Annotated in this window: 20 protein-coding genes; 10 read left to right on the top strand and 10 right to left on the bottom strand. The window is 39.2% G+C overall.

All coding sequences use genetic code 11. The features are described 5' to 3' along the window. The first annotated feature begins 593 nt into the window (after positions 1 to 593). The 6 genes from H5088_RS18920 to cyoE all read left to right on the top strand — a co-directional run bounded on the left by H5088_RS18920 (position 594) and on the right by cyoE (position 6,159). Complete coding sequence (locus tag H5088_RS18920) at positions 594 to 1,013, top strand: hypothetical protein (protein ID WP_002958097.1); 420 nt, start codon at positions 594 to 596, stop codon at positions 1,011 to 1,013. 322 nt (positions 1,014 to 1,335) lie between these two features. Beyond that, entirely contained in the window at positions 1,336 to 2,295 is a 960-nt protein-coding gene (cyoA, locus tag H5088_RS18915) for a ubiquinol oxidase subunit II (RefSeq protein WP_039486806.1), read from the top strand. Positions 2,296 to 2,297: 2 nt separating this feature from the next. Then, entirely contained in the window at positions 2,298 to 4,286 is a 1,989-nt protein-coding gene (gene cyoB / locus H5088_RS18910; RefSeq protein WP_024596558.1) for a cytochrome o ubiquinol oxidase subunit I, read from the top strand. After that, complete coding sequence (cyoC, locus tag H5088_RS18905) at positions 4,283 to 4,909, top strand: cytochrome o ubiquinol oxidase subunit III (RefSeq protein WP_182754153.1); 627 nt, start codon at positions 4,283 to 4,285, stop codon at positions 4,907 to 4,909. The genes cyoB and cyoC overlap by 4 nt, the downstream gene beginning before the upstream one ends. After that, on the top strand, positions 4,909 to 5,265 hold the full coding sequence (gene cyoD, locus H5088_RS18900) for a cytochrome o ubiquinol oxidase subunit IV (protein WP_002958101.1): 357 nt from the start codon (positions 4,909 to 4,911) through the stop codon (positions 5,263 to 5,265). The genes cyoC and cyoD overlap by 1 nt, the downstream gene beginning before the upstream one ends. A 9-nt stretch (positions 5,266 to 5,274) precedes the next feature. Continuing rightward, the gene (gene cyoE / locus H5088_RS18895; RefSeq protein WP_002958102.1) at positions 5,275 to 6,159 is read left to right on the top strand and encodes a heme o synthase; all 885 of its coding nucleotides are present in this window, start codon (positions 5,275 to 5,277) and stop codon (positions 6,157 to 6,159) included. A gap of 61 nt (positions 6,160 to 6,220) precedes the next feature. Here the strand turns inward: cyoE and H5088_RS18890 are convergent, their stop codons facing one another. Beyond that, entirely contained in the window at positions 6,221 to 6,808 is a 588-nt protein-coding gene (locus H5088_RS18890) for an FMN-binding negative transcriptional regulator (protein ID WP_182754150.1), read from the bottom strand. Beyond that, positions 6,808 to 7,383, bottom strand: a complete 576-nt coding sequence (locus tag H5088_RS18885; RefSeq protein WP_182754147.1) for a GNAT family N-acetyltransferase — start codon at positions 7,381 to 7,383, stop codon at positions 6,808 to 6,810. Before H5088_RS18885 ends, H5088_RS18890 begins: the two co-directional genes overlap by 1 nt. Before the next feature lie 106 nt (positions 7,384 to 7,489). Between H5088_RS18885 and H5088_RS18880 the strand changes: the two genes are divergently transcribed. Next, a complete protein-coding gene (locus H5088_RS18880) occupies positions 7,490 to 8,947 on the top strand; it encodes a PLP-dependent aminotransferase family protein (protein ID WP_182695051.1) in 1,458 nt (485 codons plus the stop codon). On the opposite strand, the gene H5088_RS18875 is transcribed toward H5088_RS18880, so the two are convergent. The 4 genes from H5088_RS18875 to H5088_RS18860 form a co-directional block, all read right to left on the bottom strand. Then, positions 8,948 to 9,613 (bottom strand): hypothetical protein, encoded by a 666-nt coding sequence (locus H5088_RS18875; RefSeq protein ID WP_182754144.1) that lies wholly within the window; start codon positions 9,611 to 9,613, stop codon positions 8,948 to 8,950. A 173-nt stretch (positions 9,614 to 9,786) separates the two neighbouring features. Beyond that, complete coding sequence (locus H5088_RS18870; protein ID WP_182754141.1) at positions 9,787 to 11,769, bottom strand: phytase; 1,983 nt, start codon at positions 11,767 to 11,769, stop codon at positions 9,787 to 9,789. An 11-nt stretch (positions 11,770 to 11,780) separates the two neighbouring features. Then, the gene (locus tag H5088_RS18865; RefSeq protein WP_165723817.1) at positions 11,781 to 12,755 is read right to left on the bottom strand and encodes a metallophosphoesterase; all 975 of its coding nucleotides are present in this window, start codon (positions 12,753 to 12,755) and stop codon (positions 11,781 to 11,783) included. 61 nt (positions 12,756 to 12,816) lie between these two features. After that, positions 12,817 to 15,120, bottom strand: coding sequence for a TonB-dependent siderophore receptor (locus tag H5088_RS18860; protein WP_182754138.1), 2,304 nt, complete (start codon positions 15,118 to 15,120; stop codon positions 12,817 to 12,819). Positions 15,121 to 15,417: 297 nt separating this feature from the next. Between H5088_RS18860 and H5088_RS18855 the strand changes: the two genes are divergently transcribed. After that, positions 15,418 to 16,338 carry a GGDEF domain-containing protein gene (locus H5088_RS18855; RefSeq protein ID WP_024596554.1) on the top strand — a complete coding sequence of 307 codons (921 nt, stop codon included), beginning with the start codon at positions 15,418 to 15,420 and terminating at the stop codon, positions 16,336 to 16,338. Next, positions 16,322 to 17,323, top strand: a complete 1,002-nt coding sequence (locus H5088_RS18850) for an AraC family transcriptional regulator (RefSeq protein ID WP_024596553.1) — start codon at positions 16,322 to 16,324, stop codon at positions 17,321 to 17,323. Before H5088_RS18855 ends, H5088_RS18850 begins: the two co-directional genes overlap by 17 nt. Position 17,324: 1 nt before the next feature. Here the strand turns inward: H5088_RS18850 and H5088_RS18845 are convergent, their stop codons facing one another. The 4 genes from H5088_RS18845 to ettA form a co-directional block, all read right to left on the bottom strand. Next, positions 17,325 to 17,828, bottom strand: coding sequence for a TlpA disulfide reductase family protein (locus H5088_RS18845; protein WP_024596552.1), 504 nt, complete (start codon positions 17,826 to 17,828; stop codon positions 17,325 to 17,327). A gap of 62 nt (positions 17,829 to 17,890) precedes the next feature. Then, positions 17,891 to 18,799: a histone deacetylase gene (locus tag H5088_RS18840; RefSeq protein ID WP_024596551.1), complete on the bottom strand. Its 909-nt coding sequence runs from the start codon at positions 18,797 to 18,799 to the stop codon at positions 17,891 to 17,893. A gap of 53 nt (positions 18,800 to 18,852) precedes the next feature. Beyond that, complete coding sequence (locus H5088_RS18835) at positions 18,853 to 19,218, bottom strand: PilZ domain-containing protein (RefSeq protein WP_002958114.1); 366 nt, start codon at positions 19,216 to 19,218, stop codon at positions 18,853 to 18,855. A gap of 154 nt (positions 19,219 to 19,372) precedes the next feature. After that, a complete protein-coding gene (ettA, locus tag H5088_RS18830) occupies positions 19,373 to 21,046 on the bottom strand; it encodes an energy-dependent translational throttle protein EttA (protein ID WP_024596550.1) in 1,674 nt (557 codons plus the stop codon). 333 nt (positions 21,047 to 21,379) lie between these two features. Here ettA and H5088_RS18825 point away from each other — a divergent pair, with 333 nt between their 5' ends. Next, the gene (locus H5088_RS18825) at positions 21,380 to 21,661 is read left to right on the top strand and encodes a hypothetical protein (protein WP_259398145.1); all 282 of its coding nucleotides are present in this window, start codon (positions 21,380 to 21,382) and stop codon (positions 21,659 to 21,661) included. Positions 21,662 to 21,782: the final 121 nt, after the last annotated feature.

Here is a 21,782-nt window from a genome sequence, read left to right as displayed (position 1 = left end):
GTAGTGTAAACCAAAAATCTTTATATTGTGTGTGAAGATGTTGTCAGTGTGAAAGGCAACTCAAGTTCGGTGGTGACTGAGTTTGAGTTGTTTTTATTCCCTACAATTGCCACGCAGTGTAAACCAAGAATCTTTATATTGTGTGTGAAGATGTTGTCAGTGTGAAAGGCGGCTCAAGTTCGGTGGTGACTGAATTTGGGCTGTTTTTATTTGTGCCACACAATTATTACTCCCTCCTGAAAACCTATAATCCTATTAAATATTTCTCTTTAAATTGTTTTTTATTTTAGCTAACCAAATGTTTTTTATCGTGTTATTTTTTATTAACAAAATAGCTTCGAAAGCTTAACTCAAATTAATTGATTTTTAGTTGAACAGAAAATTCTCTTTGTTATACTCACGTTCGAACTTTCAGTAAGTTTTGAAAGTTTGGTTGATACGGATCAATTTTCGCTAGGTAAATATGTGCTAGCTGGATTTGATTGTATTTAGCACCTGGTTTTAGGGTTTACAACAGCAATGTTTTTTAAATTTTTCCATTGCAAACTGTATTACTCTAATTTTGTTATAGTCATTTTAGTAGGTTAATGTCTTTGAACACACTTTCTTTGCATCATACAGCTACGGAACTTGCCTCTGGCGAGCCGCAGACGTGTGAACGCTTGAATAAAGCAGGCAAGGGCGTGTGTGTAGCTATAACTTTATTAGTGTTTAATACTGTAATGTTGCTAAGCGGTGCACTAGAGGATGCCTTCAAGCTTGAAGCGCTATTAAGTGATGGGTTTATTGTAGAGCCACTGTTACTTAATCTTGCGCAATTTTTAGCTCATCCGATCATATCAAGTCAGTTACTTATTGGCCTTTGTTGGTTATTGTTCCATATTTGTCCAGCGCGTCGTGCTGGCATAATCCTCCGTAAAGCAGCCTTTGCTTTTAGCGAGGCTAAAGTTCTTCAGCCTGTGATCTCTTCACATGGTTGTCGTGCTCCACCTAGCTTTACAGGTTGCCTGTAACGCTGCATCTTGTTGCTGGTTTTAATTATTTGTTCTTGCTGTAAATAATTAAGGTTAGCTAAAACAAAGTAGCTCCGTGTTTTTTTAAACACATTTCAGCCAACCACCACTCACCCAAGTTAACTTTTATTACGTTATATAAATGCGTTTAGAAAGCTGGGTTTGTTGCTAGGTCATTAATGGCATGAGCTTTAGGTTTTTTTGAATAGCCCCCTTATTTTTATAATTTAATTCTAGTTAACCTGGGTTTTTATTGAAAAATCGTTGCTTTGGTTTTTATTTTAAGCAGCAAATTGAAACTCTAGGTTTGTAGGATACTCCCTTGTTAATTCGTAACCTTTGTAATATTGCTTTAGCTAGTACAGTGCTGGCGTTGTCAGGCTGTAAAGGCGGGATACTCGATCCAAAAGGGCAGATAGGCATTGATGAGAAAAATTTAATCATCATCGCAACCGTGCTTATGTTGCTTGTAGTCGTTCCCGTTATTGTGATGACTTTGTATTTCGCTTGGAAATATAGAGACACTCAAAACCAAGAAATTTATGCTCCAAAATGGGCTCATTCAAATAAAATTGAAGCCGTTGTTTGGGCTGTTCCTATTGTTATTGTAATCATTTTAGGTGTTATTACTTGGCAGTCTACCCAAGACTTAGACCCCTATAAACCCATTGAAGGTAAAGGTGAACACCTTACTGTTGAAGTGGTTTCATTAAACTGGAAATGGCTATTTATATATCCTGAGCAAGGTATTGCTACGGTTAATGAATTAGTGTTCCCAGCAAATGTACCTGTTGAATATAAAATCACCTCAGAGAGCACAATGAATTCATTTTTTATTCCGCAATTGGGTAGTCAAATATACTCAATGGCTGGGATGGAAACCAAGCTTCACTTAATTGCAAATGAGCCAGGTACGTTTAAAGGCTTTTCAGCAAATTACAGCGGCGCAGGTTTCACTGGCATGAAATTTAATGCCATTGCTACACCTACTCAAGCAGACTTTGATAAGTGGGTGAGTGATGTGAAAGCGAATTCAAGCGCTAATAACCTGACTCATGCAAATTATGTTGAGCTTGCAAAAGCAAGTGAAAATAACCCAGTAGCATATTACGGAAAAGTTGATGACGGCTTATTTCATACCATTGTTATGAAGTATATGCAGGCGCATGGCGATATGAACAAAAAACACCATGCAATGGGCGAACATGGGCAAATGAGTAAAAAGCATCATGAAATGAGTGAGCACTCAATGCCTTCATCTCACAGCCAAGGCGAGGAATAATAATGTCGTTATTAGGTAATCTTTCACTCGACGCAATTCCGTTTCATGAGCCAATTCTTGTGTTCACGATGTCGGTTATTGCGATAGCTGGGCTTATTATTGCCGGGCTTATTACAAAGTATAAAAAATGGGGCGTGCTTTGGCGCGACTGGATCACGTCTGTTGATCACAAACGCTTAGGCGTAATGTATATTCTTTTAGCACTAATAATGCTGTTTCGTGGTTTTTCTGATGCAATAATGATGCGTGCGCAGTTGGCACTTGCTACCAGTGGTGCGCCAGGTTATTTACCACCAGAACACTACGACCAAATATTTACTGCCCACGGCGTAATCATGATCATATTTATGGCAATGCCATTTATGATTGGTCTAATGAACATCGTATTACCACTTCAAATTGGTGCTCGCGATGTTGCTTTTCCATTTTTAAATAATTTAAGTTTTTGGTTTACAGCCAGTGGTGCAATTTTAATTAACTTATCACTTGTGTTTGGTGAGTTTGCAAAAACAGGTTGGGTGGCATATCCGCCGCTTTCGGAGCTGACCTTTAGCCCTGGGGTGGGGGTCGATTATTATATTTGGGCCTTGCAAATATCCGGGCTCGGTACACTGCTAACAGCCGTAAACTTTTTAGCAACCGTGTTTAAAATGCGTGCACCAGGTATGACCCTAATGAAAATGCCAATTTTTACATGGGCATGTACATGGGCAAACATCTTAATTGCAGCATCATTCCCAATTTTAACTGCTGTACTTGCAATGCTAACGCTTGACCGTTATCTCGACTTCCACTTCTTTACCAATGAATTGGGCGGTAACGCCATGATGTACATCAACCTGTTTTGGGCATGGGGTCATCCTGAGGTATACATATTAGTATTACCAGCGTTTGGTATTTTTTCTGAAATTATTTCGACCTTTGCCGGTAAACGTTTGTTTGGTTACAAATCGATGGTTTATGCCAGCGGTGCAATCTCAATTTTAGGCTTTATTGTTTGGTTACATCACTTCTTTACTATGGGCTCAAGCGCTAACGTTAACGCGTTCTTTGGGGTAATGACCATGGTTATTGCCGTACCAACTGGGGTTAAGTTGTTTAACTGGTTATTTACTATTTACCGAGGTCGTTTACGTATAAGTGTACCGGTACTTTGGACTCTTGGCTTTATGGTTACCTTTACCGTAGGCGGTATGACCGGTGTATTACTTGCCATTCCTGGCGCCGATTATGTACTGCATAACAGCTTATTCTTAATTGCACATTTCCATAACACAATTATTGGTGGTGCTGTGTTTGGTTACCTGGCCGGTTTTGTATTTTGGTTCCCTAAAGCAATGGGCTTTAAACTTAATGAAAAATGGGGCAAAGCATCATTTTGGTGTTGGATTATTGGTTTCTTCGTAGCATTTATGCCGCTGTACGTACTTGGTTTCTTAGGTATGACACGTCGCTTAAACCACACTAACAACCCAGATTGGAACATGTGGTTATACATTGCCGCAGGCGGTGCTGTAATTATTATGTTTGGTATTATCAGCCAAGTAATTCAATTATATGTGAGCTTTAGAGACCGTGAAGCGCTTGACGATACAACAGGCGATCCGTGGAACGGCCACACACTTGAGTGGGCTACAAGTTCACCTCCGCAAATTTATAACTTTGCAACAATTCCACATATCGATGATATTGATGCATGGACCGATATGAAAGAAAAAGGTCAAGCATATCAAGATAAAGCAAACTACAGTCCTATTCATATGCCTAAAAACACATCAGCTGGCGTGTTAATGGCAGCAAGTTTAACAGTATTTTGTTTTGCAATGATTTGGCATATTTGGTGGTTAGCTGTTGTTGGACTAGTAGGCGGAATTGCCATATTTATCAAACGTTGTTACACCAGCGATGTAGATTACTATATACAACCTGATGAAATAGCACGCATTGAAGCTGCATATAATTCAAGTGGCGTTAAGGAGTTAAAAGCGTGAGTACACTTTCTGCAAATTTAGACTCTGTATCACACGATGATCATGCCCACGCGCATGATCACCACGATACTTCGGGTGATACCGTATTTGGTTTTTGGTTATACCTAATGACCGATTGCCTACTGTTTGCCTCGTTTTTTGCCACTTACGCTGTGTTATTTATGAACACAGCCGGTGGCGTATCGGGTAAAGATATTTTTGAACTCGACTTTGTAGCAGTAGAAACTGCAGCACTACTGATTAGTAGTATTACTTTTGGTTTTGCCATGATTGCCGCTCAAGGGCAAAAAAAGGCACTAACACTGACTTGGTTATTTGTTACGTTTTGTTTAGGTGCTGTGTTTATTGCTATGGAAGTATACGAATTTCATCACCTAATTGTGCATGGTAATGGTCCACAACAAAGTGCCTTTTTAACATCGTTTTTCTCATTAGTTGGCTTACATGGTTTACATGTAACAGCGGGTCTAATTTGGATGACCATAATGATGATTGAAGTTGCTAAACGCGGCTTAGGTAAAGCAACCGTAACGCGTTTAAGCTGCTTAAGCCTATTTTGGCACTTCTTAGACATTGTCTGGATTTGTGTATTTACCGTTGTTTATTTAATGGGAGCAATGTAATGAGCCACAGCGAAACGCATGCGTTAAAGCAAACGCAAAGTGATCATCATGATGAATCTCATGGCAGTGTTAAAACTTACTTAATTGGCTTTGTGCTATCGGTAATTTTAACTGCTATACCGTTTTACATGGTAATGGAAGGTGACTTCTCAAAAGCAACAACGCTTTGGAGCATTGTTACTTTAGCAATCGTACAAATTTGGGTGCATTTAAAATACTTTTTACACCTTAATTTTACCACCGAAGATGGCCGTGCAAGTACTTTTTCATTCCTATTCAGTGCTCTGATCATCGTAATGGTTGTTGGGTTATCTGTTTGGATCATTTATGAATCTAACGCAATGATGATGTACTAGGAGTTGAAGATGTTTCGTCGTTATTTATCAGTGACAAAGCCGGGTATTATTATGGGCAATTTGATCAGCGTAGCGGGCGGGTTTTTACTTGCCTCGCGCGGTGATATAGACCCATGGTTAATGATTGCCACATTAATTGGTTTGTCGCTAGTGGTTGCATCAGGTTGCGCTATCAATAATGTTATAGATAGAGACATAGATGTGGCCATGGCGCGTACTCGTACGCGGGTTACAGTAACGGGCGAAATGTCGGCCTTTGCTGCACTTAGTCACGGTATTTTATTGGGTGTTGTGGGCTTTGGTTTACTTATCGCCTACACCACTCAAGCCGCGGTATTTTTTGCAGCCTTTGGCTACGTAATTTATGTAGGGGTTTATAGCCTCTACATGAAACGCAACTCAGTATATGGCACTTTTGTAGGTAGTCTCTCTGGCGCTGTACCGCCAGTAGTTGGTTACTGCGCCGTAACAGGGCAGTTCGATATGGGCGCATTAATACTGCTAGTCATGTTTAGCTTGTGGCAAATGCCGCATTCATATGCCATTGCTATTTTTCGCTTTAAAGATTACCAAGCTGCAGGTATTCCTGTATTACCTGTAGCGCAAGGAATTGATAAAGCAAAGCGCCATATCGTACTTTACATTGCTGTATATGCATTGGTGGTGATGTTGCTACCAATTACTGGCTACACAGGTGCTGCCTTTATGGCTGTTGCTTGTATTACCAGCTTTTGGTGGTTGCTAATGGCGCTGCGCGGTTATCGTCGTAATATTGATATGAGTAGCTGGGCACGTAAAGTGTTCGCATTTTCAATTATTAATATTACAGCGTTAAGCATTGCTATGGCTGTTGACTATCATAGCGTTGCTCCACAGCTATTAACGCTTACCTAATTTAAAAATTTTTAACTATTCCAAAGTTAATCCAAAGGCTCGAAAGGGCCTTTTTTTATGCCTAAAATAGTTTTGCAATAGAGCGCTTATTGGCAAGTTCTAGGCTTTGTTTTATTCGTGCTCTTACCTCTGGTGATTTATTTTGGCTTAGCTTAAAGTTTCCACTCCAATGAGTGGGAGTGAATTCTATAAAGCTTAATTGTTGATACATTGCTTGGCGATTGCTTTTGGGCACGTCAGTAATCTTCCAAATTGGCGTAAAGCCTTGCTCAAAATAGCTCGTTAGTTGCCGCATTATTTTGTCTTTCTCATTATCGCTTTCAATAATATTCACATTTGCAGTTACTTGTACTGATGAATAAAGCCAGCTCGGCAGTGTTTTATTATTACTATACGAGGGAGATAGATAACAGTTATCGCCACTAAATAGTAATTTTACTGACTGTTTATCACATTGCGCTAGCGGGTTATGTTTTGCTACGTGTGCAATAAATACATTACGTGAGGGCTCATATAATACAGGCACTTGGCATATATTATTTAAGTCACTTTGCGAGCAAGGCATTAAAATACTCGCTAGAGGGAATTGCTCAACTAATGCTTGCAAACGTTCAATATTATGTTCTTGAAAATGTGTGGGTGGGTACATTAAAGCTTCTCCTCTAACTGCAACTTAATGCTCTGCCAATGTTCGTCAATAATGCTAAATTTTGCAGTGCTTCTGTAACTTCCATCACTTAGCAATCTATCTTTATGGGCTATACCTTCAAATTGGGCGCCTAGTCGAGTAATTGCATTTCGAGATTTTTGATTTTTTTCGTGGGTATTAAATGTTATTCGCACTAAATTCAACGCGTCAAAAGCGTAGCTAAGCAGTAAATATTTAGTGTGAGTATTAATATAAGTTTGCTGCCAGTGATGGCTTATAAATGTATGACCAATTTCAGCACTTAAGTTATGCGTATCTAATCTAAATAGTCGTGTAGTGCCTACAACCTCTTTGCTGGCTATGTCTACTATGGCAAATACAATTTGTTCTTTTTTATTAAATTGTGCACTGCTGGTAAACCATTCCTTTAACTGTTTGGGTGTTTTTGTATAGTTGCTTAATACCCATTCCCATATTTTTGGATGTTGCCCAGCTTTATATAAGCCTTTTAAATGCTCATAATTTAATGGCTCTAAAATTACCTTATTTGTTTTATGTATCTGTTGAGTAAACATGTTGCCTCTAAGCTTTGCTATTTACGAGCAACAAATGTACGCTTATTTGGTTTGGTAAAAACAACCAGAATTGGCTTTTTAGCTATACCAGTTATAGAGGGATAACATGCAACCGCTTAATATTGAATTTAATGACTCAAACAAAGCTAAGTACATACAAGTTGCAGATGCTTTGCGTGGTTCTATCGTAAAGGGAGATATTGCACCTGGTATAAAACTCAGTTCTGCTCGAGTTATGGCGCAAACGTATCAGTTAAATCGCCATACAATAATGAACGCATTGCAGTTATTAGTAGCCGAAGGATGGCTAGAATCCCATGAACGCTCTGGGTATAGCGTCACTCAAACACTACCAATTCAAAGCAGTGCTAACTGTGATCACACGCCAGTTTTAACACCAAAACCTTATAAATTTGCTACAGAGTTAGCCGTGCCTATTCCGGCAATGAATTTAAAAGACTACGTATATAATTTCGCAGGTGGACTTCCTGATTTAAATAGCTTTCCCTATAAAGAATTTAAACGCTCTATGAGCCATGTATTTAATCATTTAGATACCAGTAAACTTCATTATGGTGATATAGGTGGAGTGAGTGAGCTAAAAACTCAGATAAGTGATTACTTACATAAAACTAGAAGTTTAAAAGTATCAGACTTACTTGTATGTAATGGCTCACAAGAAGCTTTGTTTTTAATTTCAAAGGCCTTTATAAGTAAAGATGACTTCTTAGCCGTTGAGACTTTAGGCTACCCACCAGCACGCAAAGCCTTTGCTGCTTGTGGCGCGCAATTAATAGATATAAAACAAGATGAATATGGTTTATGTGTTGATGACTTAAAAGCGCAACTTAGACGATACCCAATAAAAATGCTGTACTTAACCCCGCTGCATCAATACCCAACTACCGTTACGCTTTCGCCCACACGGCGCATGCAAATTTATCAATTATGTTATGAGTATGGCGTAATGATTATTGAAGATGATTACGATCACGAGTTTCATTATCGCTGTCAGCCATTGCAACCTATGGCTGGGGACGATCCCGCTGGGATTATTATTTACTTATCTACATTTTCTAAAATCATGTTCTCAGGCGCTAGAATTGGCTACATTTGTGCAGCTCCTGAAGTATTAGCACAGTTAACCGCATGGAAGCAGTTAATGAATCATAAAAATGATGTGGTTATGCAGCTAGCCGTTGCGCACTTTATGCAAGAAGGTGGATTTGAGCGCCACTTAAAACGCATGACTAAACACTATAAACAACGTTATGAAGCAATGGACAACACGTTAGCGTTGCTGCAATCACAGGGGCTACCAATAGAGTATAAAAAGCCAGACGGCGGTATGGCAATGTGGGTTAACTTAAATAAAAATACGAGTAATATAAAACAAGCAATGCAAAGTAAAAGCGTGTATTTACAAGCAGAATCTGAGTTTTACTTTGCTGATTCAGTGAGAAGTTTAATGCCTAAGCAATATAGTTATGTTCGCTTAGGCTTTGCAGGGCAATCAGTTGAGGCAATGAAGCAAGGGATCAAACTCATAACTGAATATAAGTAACTATTTTTTAAAGTCATCAGCATTGTAATAAAGTGGTTTAAGCGTGCCGCAGTTAATAAATTTATAGGTAAGCTCATTTTCAGCTGGGACACGTTTTGAGGTACGAAGCTTTTGCATACATGCATTAACTAAATCAACAAAAATAAGATGGTTATAGCTCGGCGCTTGTTGAATTTTATGAATATAAATATGCTCAGTACCGCCTAGATTAATCATGTCGTAATCTTGCCATTGCGATGATTCACTTAAATCTTTTAGCTCTCTGGCATACAGTTGCTTACTCAGTTCAAGCTCTTTTTTTGAGTAAATTAAACTACCACCTTGTTGATAATCACCCTCGTAAATATCGGCAATAATCGTAATTTCTTCACCACGCATTAAATGTTGAATATTAAACGCTTGTGGCTTAACCGTGATTAGCTCAGCATTTCTAACAAAGTTTAAGAGTGCGACATCGGGGTTTCCTATTTTATAAACAACTTGCACATCATCTGGAGAATTATAACTAGGTAAGTTAATCGCAATTATAGATGAGCCTTGATTAACCAAAGCCATAGTATGCTCAGCATTGTAAGCGGGGTCTACCGGTGGTAGTTCTGTTTTTTCTTCTTCTGCTACAGCAAAGCCACTTAAAGTAACTAGTAATAAAGTAAGTAGTAGGCGCATTATAATCTCAATTAATTTATGAGCTTAAATTTTAGTATAAAATATACATTACATTGAGTTAATTGCACTTAATACTTAAACGCCAAGCATTGTATAAAAGGCTCAAATGAGCCTTTTATACAATTTCAAGGTAATCTCAAAGCGACATTAAAATAATGGCGACTAAATAAGCACTACTTAATTGCTTTTTTTACTTCTCGCCAATCTATTATTTTAAAGTTTTGAGGCTGCTGTGACATACGGTTATAACCATCTTGTACAACTAAAATACCTTCAGGATAACCCGGAAGAGACTTAGATGTTACTGTTAACCCGTCGGTTTCTGATGAGCCATCAATACCATTAACCAAATCACTTATTACACTAAACTTACCTGCAAACTCTAAGCTAGGTGTTTTAATGCCCGCAGTACCATTCTTTATTTTATACAGTACGTAGCTGTTATCACCTTGGCTCGAAACAACTAAATAACGTGTTTTGTCGCTGTGGTAAATTTCCATACCTTCAACATCATCAACAAGTTGCTCATTTATACCTTGCAGCATAACCGGTGTACTGCCTGCCGTTGGCTCTGCACCTATAAACCAAATACCGGCATCTTCTTCGCCTACAAATAATTGTCCTAGTTCATCATCTGCACTACAGCCTTCTGGTTGGCTTGGTAGGTTAAACTCGCGAACAAGTTTGCCTGTTATTTTTTCGTTATTCTCACTGATTTTATATTGCTGATATAGCCCCGATTTATCATTTACAAATACATAGTTCCCCGTATTTGACGAGTACATACATAAGCCATAAATTTCATCAAGATTGGTAGGAATATCAGCAATGTACTTCACACTATTATTAGCTTGTACTGTAAATACACTAATACCGTTAAGCGTTCGGTTACTGGCAGTTATTAATGTATTGGTACTGTTTTTAATCGTGCTATTTTGTCGCAGGTCTACGTTATTTAAACGACCAACTTCAAGTGACTGTTCAAGCTTGCCATTTAGGCTGTATACCATTAGTCCACGGCGTTTATCGGTGCCTAAAATTAAGCTGTTTGCTGCATCTTTAGGGTTAACCCAAATTGCCGGATCGTCTGCTGCATCACCAAACGCTTGTACGGGGGCAGTTTGTGCACTTGCCTTTATTTGAGTAATTGATTGGGGGCTGGTTTTTAATGATTTTATGATAGGTGTTACAGGTAGTGTACTTTTAATATAAGCGCCTGTTTCGTCGTTATACAGCACTGCCGTTGCCGCGTTGTTACTTGTGTAATTTACCGCTACCGATTCCAAGCTCAAGTCACCATTTAACATCCAGTTATTAAGCATTTTACTAATTGGATCATAAGCATACACAGTATTGTTTTTGGTACTAGTAAACCAGATAATACCATCTTGCGAAGCTGAAATAGCTCCTAGTTCACTGTCTAACTTTCCAAAGGGGGCGACTAAAGCAATCGGTTTTTTATCTGCTTGCGATTCCGCGTTCGCGTTTATTGCCCAAATGCCTACTTCGCTTTCACTTACATATAAGGTATTTGTTGTTGTACTTACAGCACAACCCGACGCCTCACTAACGCCAGAAAATTCACGTACATTTACGTTAACCGCTTTATTATTCGCTGTATCAAAAATAATAGTTTCGGTAATTAGCCCGCGTACATCAGGTACAAATGCCGATATTGATTCACTCGCTTTATTAGCAAATAAACACACCGTATCGGGTTGTGCTTGTGGTGGGTTAATGCGGGTAAGTTCAATTGTATCCCAGCCACTTTGAGTGTGCTCAAGCTTAAATATAACAACGTTATCTTGATTGTTATCAATAGTTGCAACCAAAAATGAGTGTGCTGTTAGCTTAGTGACAGCAAGCGCTTCAAAGTTACCTTTTTTTATAATGCGGCTTTGTTGCGTTTCACTTTCAACTAACACTAAGCCTTTGCTTTCGCTTGCTAGCAACCAATTGTTATTATTTAACCATGCCGCTTGTGAGCCTTGCATGTTATCTGTTGGACCAAATTCAGTACTATTAATGACTATTTTATCGGATGTGTTTTTTACTGCCGTATTTGTAGCCATATTACTATTGCTACACGCACTTAATGTACTAAGCACTAAGCTACTTACAATTAAGCTAATAGATGTTTTTAATTTAAAGTTCATGTTGTAACCCTTTATTGGTCAAAGCGCTTTTGAGTGCTGTAACGCACTTCGCCTTTATAGTTAATAGCCGTTGCTTTTAGTGCTTCATTGTTAATCGAAAAGCTCAAAAATCCTGGAGTAGCTTCTGCAAAACGCGTAAATTCACGTTGTTTTACGTAACGCGCTTCGCTACCACCACCAGATACAAAGTGGTCGAGTTTACTGCCATCTATTTGGTTATGTTGCAGGTCATGTTCGTGTCCTGCTATGTATGCTTGCACACCATTTTGCTCAAATATGGGCTCGAGTAAATTACGTAAACCTTCAGTAAGTCCGTAACGTTTTCCACTGCTATAAAGTGGGTGATGACCAACCACTATTTTCCATCGTGCCTGGCTATTTGATAGTTGGCTATCTAACCATGTTAATTGCGCTTGGCTGTTTTGCCCTTGAGTTGCTTTGTATTTTTCGCGTGTTTTGTATTCAGGATTTAAAGTATTAGTGTCTAAAAACACCATTAATATCTGCTCGCCACCTTTTAAAGTAAAGGTTTTGCTGTAATAGCGTGCAGGTAAATTCCAGCGCTGACTTTTTTTACTGTAATCAAGTTGTGCTTGCGCATTACCTAAATAATCATGATTACCCAGTACTACATACCAAGGCTCGAATGTATGTGGACCATGGTAAATATCTTCATAGGCACTTTGCCAAAGCGGGTCGTTAACACTTGCCACGCCATTGGGATAAAAGTTATCGCCAGTTGAAATAGTAAAATCACCATCCGTTTGAAACATCGCTATTTCTAACTGGTGTGCTACGTCTTTTTGATAAAAGTGCCCGTTATGTCCCCAATCACCAATAACCGTAAAATTTAAGCTCTTAGGCAGCACCGTCAAGTTGGCAATTTTTTGTTGCTCGTATAATACATCGGTGTACGTTACGTTTGCCAATACGCTTTGTATACTGCATAAGCCAAGTGTTATTAGCAGTAATGTTTTTTTTATCATTATAGTTCTCTCATGTTTGGTAGCGCTAAATAAAGTGATTAGCACTACCTCATAAACTTATTTAAAACGCGTAACGCAGCATAAGTTGATAAACCGGTCCCGCTTCTTCAGATTCAATTTCGTACTCATCAAAGCTTCTACTAAACTGATCTTCAACGGTATCAAATTTATTAAAGGTTTCGTCTTTACTTGCATCAAGTAGGTTTGAACCCACCAAGCGTAGCGTTACATCTTCCCAACGTTTTTCTAAAAACACTTCAAAGTCGGCACTGTAAGATGTAGTTATTTCTTCACCTACAATACGTCCATAGGCATCACCTTGCTTACGGTAAGTTACGCCAAATGCAGCTTTGAGTTCGGGTAAGTCTTGAATAAACCCTACGTTATAAACGTAGTCTGATTGGTCGTTAAATTTGCGAGTTCCAAAAAAATCGGTTACTTCACTATCAAGCCATGAGTAGTTTAAAAATACACCCGTATTAGGCATGCTAAATGCGCCAAGTGGAGTAGATAAATCAAGCTCAACTCCTTTAACATTACCATCGCCGGTGTTGCGTGGTTGCAGTACAAATGTACCTTCGCCCTCAGAGCCTTCTTGTCCTGTATTTGCTATTTCTATTAGGTCATTTACTTTGCGATAAAATAAATTAATACCTACAACGCCACTTTTTCCTAAGCGATACTCGTAGCCTAAGTCCATACCCCAAGCTGATTCTGGTTTTAATTCAGGGTTCCCTAGTTGGTCGTTATCGCCAAGCTCTTTTTCGATAAGTGCCGGCGTTAAAAAATCAAACTCAGGGCGGCGTAAACTACGCGCAATCGATGCACTTATACGCCCATTTTCGCTAACGTTATAACGAAAGTGTGCCGAGGGGAGGATAAAGTCGTAACTATTATTTTCGGTCACGCCAATTGTTTTATCATTAATTTTAGAATCGGTAGACTCCCAGCGAACGCCCAGCTCCCAAGCAAATAAATCATCTTTGTGCTTAACAAGGGCAAATAAGTCAAAGCGATCTTCTTCTAAAGTATTTACACCACCAGTAATCGCTTCGTACTCGCTATTAAATGCAGCAAGCGTTAAAGGTGATGCTGCGTATTGATCCCAACTGGTAAGTGCTAATTCAAGCTCATCTGTGGCTTCAAAAATATTGCTATCGCGCTTTTTATTTTGTAAAAATGCACCAAGCTGAATTTCTTTGCTGTCACCCCAAGGTTGGCTGTGTTGCCACTGTAGAGTCCATTCTTTATCATCTATTTCACTTTTAGTTTGCTCTTCTTCAAATACCATTGGCAGCTCAGACGTATCTAGTTCTACTTCTTCCTCATAAACAGACTCTTCAAACCGAGCAAAGCCAAATTTAAACTTACTTGTGCCGCTTAGTAGTGGAAATTCATAAGCGGTATTGATGTTGTAATTAGTTTGGTCAATATATTTAACATTGGCATTATCTGTTTCTAAGTTACCGCCATTTACAATATCGTTATTGGTTGCAGTTGGGTCGTTGTATTCAAATGAACGTTCATCCTCAGTACGCTCTGTATCAACCCACATAGCGCTAATATTAAACTGACTATCGTCGTCAAAAACAATTTCGTAGCTGGAGTTAAGTGACGTGTCGTCGCCATCGCGAGTGTCTGATTGGTCTTCGCGGTTATCAAACTCTTCTGTTTGAAAATTTATATTGTTTTCAGGGCTATCGCCGTAGCGCAAACTAGTTTTTTGTTTTGGGTTATATCTGCCTTGTAAATTTGCACCAAGTAATAAGCGCCCACCAGCAAATTCAGTACCGTACACAGCAGCCAAGCTTTCTTTAAATTCACCATCGTCATAAAGCAAGCCACCAGCACGCAAGTAACCGCCATCTAAACTGTAACCATCGCGCAATACAATATTTAATGTGCCCGCAATAGCATCGGCTGAGCGGTTAGCACTTGATGAGCGAATAATTTCAACGCGTTCAATTAACTCAGCCGGAATTCGGTCAACAAAAAATGAACGGTCGGCACCAGCGCCAGGTACTTCTTCACCGTTTATAAGCACCTTTGTATAAGCAGGGCTTAACCCCCGCATACGTGCACCATCCGATTCAAGCACATCCGATAAAAATGTAACACTGGGTACTCGTTTTAATGCATCGCCTGCGGTCAATGGTTCAAAACGTTGAAAGTACTCTTGTGAATATTCTAAGGTTGGTGCGAGTTCGTCTGAGCGGTTTCTGTAGCCAATTTCACCGTATACAACAATTTTGTCAGAAACTTCGATATCTTTTTTTGTGGTTTCTTTTGCATCATCTTCTGCATAAGCCGTTAAATTACATAAGGCTAATGCGGCTACCAGTGCTTTTATTTTAAAGTCTTTCATTGTATTTGCTCTTGGTTATTGCTGGGTTGTTTCTTGATATGGCGAGCAAGCTAAAGATATTTGATTACGTAAATGTGACAGTGTTTAGTTTAAATACAGGTATTTAGAGGTGTTTGAGCAATATCTAGAGCGTATTGAGCTTTTATCACTCCTCGTAAAGTCAGGTGTTATGTACCGTGCAGGGCTGTTTTTAAAGTAGGTATCATTTAGTTGTCATATAGCTGAGCTAATATGACCCTGCTAACAAAAACTTGTATGAACTAACTTTAAAACTCATTTATAAACGAGATACCGCACATGCGATTTAACCCCTTTATCAGCCACCGATTATTAATAAACGCTATTATTGCGATGTTTTTTAGCGCTGTGTTTTTAAGTAGTTATTTAGGTGTATTAAAAACTTACGCCAGTATTCAGTGGCTCGATATTATGGGGGAGGGCGGTATTGTATTAATGACTCTCGTATGGATTGCCGCGTTATTAATTTCAAGACCACCGGGTAAAGTAACCACTTACTTAGTGATAGGTGTTGGGTTATTTATGTTCTCGGCAACCCTCGATTTACTTGATGAATGGCTAATGCATCCCGCCCATCAATGGCTCAGCTGGATTGAATCTCTGCCAGCACCTTTAGGCATGTTGTTAACGAGTGTGGGTTTGTATTATTGGCATCAAGAGCAGTACGTATTAAATCGTCAGCTACGCCGCCGTGAAGCGCATTTACGTGAGCACGATAAGGTGTGTTCAGTTACAGGTCTTTATAAGGCGCAGTACCTAGATTCTGCAATTAAAGAGCAACTTACGAGCAAACAACCACTCTGGCTTGGGGCTATTGATATTCGTGATTTTTCGCATTTTAATAGTGAGTTTGGCTTTAGTGAGGGCGACCGGTTACTGCGTGAAATTAGCGAGCTATTGTTAATGAATTGCCGACTAAGTGATGTAGTGTGCCGCTACGCAGGAGATTGCTTTATGGTATTGATGCCAGCCACCACAGAGCAGCAAGCTAAAGAGTTGATGGCACAAATTAAAGGAGCTCTAAAGCATTGTGCATTTAAAGTTGAAGCATCTAAAAAAGCAAAGTTTCAATATGTCACTACCGCCTTAATACAAGGTAATACGCATAGCAGTACAGGTAAACTAACAAGCCAACTGCATAGTCAATTACAACAAAAAAAGCATCAACTAAAAGTAGCGCACCGTGCACATGTTTGTTAGCCAAGACGACAAATATTTAAGCGCTCAAGGGCTTATTACGTCAGCTGTAGAGCTTGCTCAAAGCCGAAACATAAATTTACATAAGCTGCTACGCGGTACCGGTATTTTTGAACAAGACTTACTTAATTTTCAGCATACATTTAGTGTGTCTCAGCAGGTGCGTTTATTAGCTCAATTTAAGTTGTTGATGAAAAGTACTGACAGTGGTTTTTTACTCGGTAGCCAACTTATTAACGACACTCGAGCCGAAGCTCAGGCATTAAAATATAGCGATAATTTAGCTCAAGTATTAAAGCAATTATCACTTTTAAGAATGCAATTAGCGCCTTTGCTGTTTAGCCAAACGTATATTAAAAACGATAATGTTTATATTTATATTCAGCCAGCACATGGGTTTGATGAAAGCCTTTACCACTATGTGCTAGAGATATACAGCACTGCATTTTATAGTTTACTTAAACGAGTGAGCGAAAGTTACCCGCATTGTCAGTTCGACTTTGCTTTTAAACGCCCTCGGCATATTCAAGAATACGAGCAAAATTTAGGGCTAAAGGTAAGTTTTGATAAGCCATGTACTCGCTGGGTATTAAATAAAACCATGTTAAGGGCTAAAAACCCGCATGCGAGTCAATTACGATTTATGCAAGCGCAGTCGCAGCTACATAATAAAAGCGTAGTTAGCATGACTTTTATTGAAGCCGTCTGCAGATACTTATACTCTCACCCAAGTGCTAATTTAGAGTGCACCGCAAAGCACTTTGCTATGAGCTCAGCTACATTTAAGCGCAGACTCAAACTCAATGGGGTACGCTTTTCAGCGTTAATAGATGAGCAAAATAAGCACAAAGCTATTTACCTACTTACTCTGTGCGCCAAACATAACGAACAAGTCGCTGAACATTTAGCTTTTTACGATATACCTAACTTTCGGCGCGCCTTTAAACGCTGGACAGGCTTAACACCTAATCAGTTAAAAGCGCAATAAGTTACTCAGTTGCCATGTCTATGGAGTGCAACAATGTTCGTGCATTTAAATGAAGATTTGGATCTTCTGGGTTTGACGTATTAGTCAGCCAAATTACATTGCCTTCTTTATTTACGAATAATGTAGTAGGTGTGCCTCGTATACCTAATTGCTGTGCTATTGCATCGGCTTTTACAGCTGTTTTAAAAGTATAACCTCTTTCGCTAAGTGCTTTAGCGGGAGTAGCATCGTCATCTTCTTCAAAGCTCACGGCAATAACTTTTAATCCCATATCATCAATTTTTTGAAGTGCTGGCTGCAGCTTTTTACAGTACGGACACCATGTTGCCCAAAAGTGTAAAACGTAAGGTTGACCTAATAAATCTTGAGTATTGAGTGGCGACCCATCAGCCATTTGTAAATTTAATGTTGGCAATTTAGGATATGTTGCTTCTGAGCTTGTATCTTGTGCGTAAGCTGTAAAGCTTAATAAAATTAGCGTGATGGTAATAAATAGCTGTTTCATAATATGCTCTTTTTTATTTTACATATTAAACAAGAACGATAATTTAACATTTTCATTTCAAACTAAAAGCCAGCAGCTTGTTCAACAACAATAGCGTGGCGTTTAGCGAGGCGTAGGTGATCTCTATCGTAACCTCCACCTATCACAGTAGCTACAGGTGTATTGTGTTCAAGGCAGCGTTTTAGCACTAAATGGTCACGTTTAGCTATGCCATCCCAGCTAATATCTAACTTACCCAAGCCATCACCTTGCCAAATATCAACGCCAGCATCGTAAAGTACTAAGCTTGGGTTTAGCTCTTTAAGTAAATAACTTAGTGTTTCGTTAACTATGGCAAGGTATTCGTCGTCCTTCATATTATTTGCCAGGCCAATGTCTAAATCGCTAGCGGACTTTCTAAAGGGGAAGTTTTTTTCACAATGGATAGAGCAAGTATACGCATAGGGTTGATGCTGTAACATTGCAGCTGTGCCATCACCTTGGTGCACGTCTAAATCAAAAATAAGTACGTTAGTTACCTCACCCGATTTAATTAAAGTTTGCGTGGTAAAGGCCAAATCGTTAACCATACAAAAACCTGAACCAAAGTCATTATGTGCGTGATGTGTACCACCAGCAAGATGACACGCTATACCGTGTTTAAGTGCTAAGCGGGCTGTCTGTAGCGTTCCTTGAGGGGCTGTAAATGTACGTGCCATAAGCTCTTTTGACCAAGGTAGACCAATGCGACGCATGGCTTTTTCATCTAAGCGGTTGTGCCATAAATCTTGGATATAATTATCGCAATGCACAAGCTCAAGCGGCTCTGGCGTGCCTAATATTGGCTCAACTAGGTTACTGCCGATTAAACCAAGCTCTGCAACATGTTGATATAAATGTGCAAATTTACTCATTACAAAGCGATGCTTAGGATCAAAGCTAAACGAGTAGTTAGGATGGTATACCAAAGGCAAATGAGGATTTAAGCGCATATTTACAAGCTTTATAAAGTTTGCGCTATGGTAATCAACTTAAGAGAATGAGTCTATTGTGAGTCATTAATAAGTGACGCTAATTCGCGATGCAGTAGCTCATCATCGGCTAAGTTTAGCTCTATTAAACGCTTTAAATAAGTAATACTGTCTATATCAATGTGATGGCATTTTAAACCAATATGATCGGCTTCAATATGGCAAATCACTACTTCCATTTTTATTTCTATATCGCTTTGAGGTAATGTAAAACGCAGTATTGCTTGCGTATTGTGGCTGCCAATAAATGCATCACAATTAGTAACCAACGCGCCATGTAACGATAGATCGAGTAATTTACACGGATACTGTTGGCTATCAAAACATAACAGAGCGTTAGTTGAAAATAGCACACGAGAAAACTGTCGACGATTTTGCATAACCTAATTTAGCCTTACTGTTTTTATAATAAATTAAGCATAGCGGGTAATTCTCTACATGCTAGCAAGATGTGCTCCTGTAATGCTGGTGATATAAAAAAGCCCTGCAAAGTGCAGGGCTTAAGTTATACAAACATAAAATTAACCAATATTTTTAGCCAATTTTTTTGTACTTAATACGTTTAGGTTGAGTTGCCTCAGCGCCTAGGGTCTTTTTAAGCCACTCTTCATATTCAGTGTAGTTACCATCAAAGAAGTTAATTTGACCTTCATCACGGTAATCTAAAATATGTGTAGCGATACGGTCAAGGAACCAACGGTCATGCGAGATACACATTACACAACCCGGGAACTCTAAAATAGCGTTCTCCAGTGCACGTAGTGTTTCAACGTCCAAGTCATTGGTTGGCTCATCGAGTAGTAACACATTGCCGCCAGCTTTTAATAACTTAGCAAGGTGTAAACGGTTACGCTCACCACCTGATAGGTCTTTAACAAACTTTTGCTGATCGTTACCTTTAAAGTTAAAGCGACTTACATATGCTCGGCTTGGGAACTCAAAGTTACCAATTTTCAGTACGTCTTGTCCGTCTGATATTTCTTGGAAAACAGTTTTGCTTTCGTCCATACCGTCGCGGAACTGATCAACAGTAGCTAGGTGTACTGTTTCGCCAACGCTGATGTTACCGCTGTCTTGCGTTTGCTCACCGCTTATCATTTTAAACAGCGTTGATTTACCCGCGCCATTCGCGCCAATAATGCCCACAATGGCACCTTTTGGCATGCTAAAGCTTAAGTCATCAATTAAAACTCGATCGCCAAAACTCTTACGAAGATTAGTTACTTCAAGTACTTGGTCACCTAAACGCGGACCAGGTGGGATAAACATCTCGTTAGTTTCGTTACGTTTTTGGTAATCAGACTGCTGCATTTCAGTAAACTGAGCCATACGTGCTTTTGACTTAGCTTGACGACCTTTAGGGTTTGAACGAACCCATTCAAGTTCTTGCGCAATTGATTTTTGACGTGCTTTTTCAGATTTTTGTTCTTGCTGTAAGCGCGCATCTTTTTGTTCAAGCCAAGAAGAGTAGTTACCTTCCCATGGAATACCTTCACCACGGTCAAGCTCTAATATCCAACCAGCTACATTATCAAGGAAGTAACGGTCATGCGTTACAGCCACAACAGTGCCTTCGTAATCGTGTAAGAAGCGCTCTAACCATGCAACCGACTCAGCATCCAAGTGGTTAGTAGGTTCATCAAGGATAAGCATGTCTGGTTTTTCAAGTAATAATCGACATATAGCAACACGGCGACGCTCACCACCTGAAAGGTGCTCAATTTTAGCATCCCACTCTGGCAGGCGAAGTGCATCAGCTGCGCGTTCTAAAACGTTGTCGATGTTATGACCATCGTGCGCCTGAATAACAGCTTCAAGCTCGCCTTGCTCTTTTGCAAGTGCGTCAAAGTCAGCGTCTTCCATGGCGTATTCGTTATACACTTCGTCAAGACGTTTAAGTGCATGTTTAACTTCGCCAACAGCTTCTTCAACAGTTTCACGTACTGTTTTACTTTCGTCTAAAACAGGTTCTTGCGGTAAATAACCAATTTTAGTACCAGGCTGAGGATGTGCATCACCTTCAAAATCTTGGTCAACACCGGCCATAATACGCAGTAACGTAGATTTACCAGAACCGTTTAAACCAAGCACACCAATTTTAGCGCCAGGAAAAAAGTGCAACGAAATATCTTTTAAGATAGTGCGCTTAGGTGGCACAACCTTAGATACTCGACTCATCGAGAATATAAATTTATCAGGTAAAACCATGGAGGAAAGCCTTCAAATAATAATAAAAATTTCAATGTTGTATTGTAGTGGCTGACGGGTGAAACAGTCAACGAATGCTGTATAGAACAATACACTTACCTAAGCGGTACTTTGTTTTGATTGCTCGTTAAAAACACTACTATTACAGGATTTCTATTGTGTAAAATTCTGTAATCTATTGTTTTATATTGTTCAAATACATTTCATTTTTAACAAAAGTGGTACAGTATATTTACAAGCTGTAAAGTATAAGCAAGTTATATAGGCAGGCCACACTTAGTTTGTTGTTAAACATCACATTATTAAATATTACAAAGGTTTAAAGGAATGAACATGAAAATAGTTACAAGGTTAGGGGCATTACTTTTAGGTTTATACTCATTTTCGAGCCAAGCAGACATACTCCACGTAAATGGTTATTACCAAGGAATAGGGATAGGGTCTACGCAAATAGATGTATACGAGAGTGATAGCATACAGTTTACAACGCTTTACGGCCGGTTTGGATATCAGTTTTCGCGTTACTTTGCATTAGAAGGGCGTATAGGTTTTGGGTTAAATGATGAGTCAACGCCTCTAAACGGAATTGTTTACACTCAGAACCCACAGGACTGACGAATCCCCAAAACGTGACAGGCACAGCAATTTATGATCTTATGTAAATCACCACAACCCACATAAGTCACAACTGCTATGCCTGAGACATCAGTTTGCCATAAGTACTTTAAACATGCAT

The sequence above is a fragment of the Pseudoalteromonas sp. SR43-3 genome (assembly GCF_014163875.1).
GTDB lineage: Bacteria > Pseudomonadota > Gammaproteobacteria > Enterobacterales > Alteromonadaceae > Pseudoalteromonas > Pseudoalteromonas distincta.
This window is presented reverse-complemented; position numbering and strand designations above follow the sequence as displayed.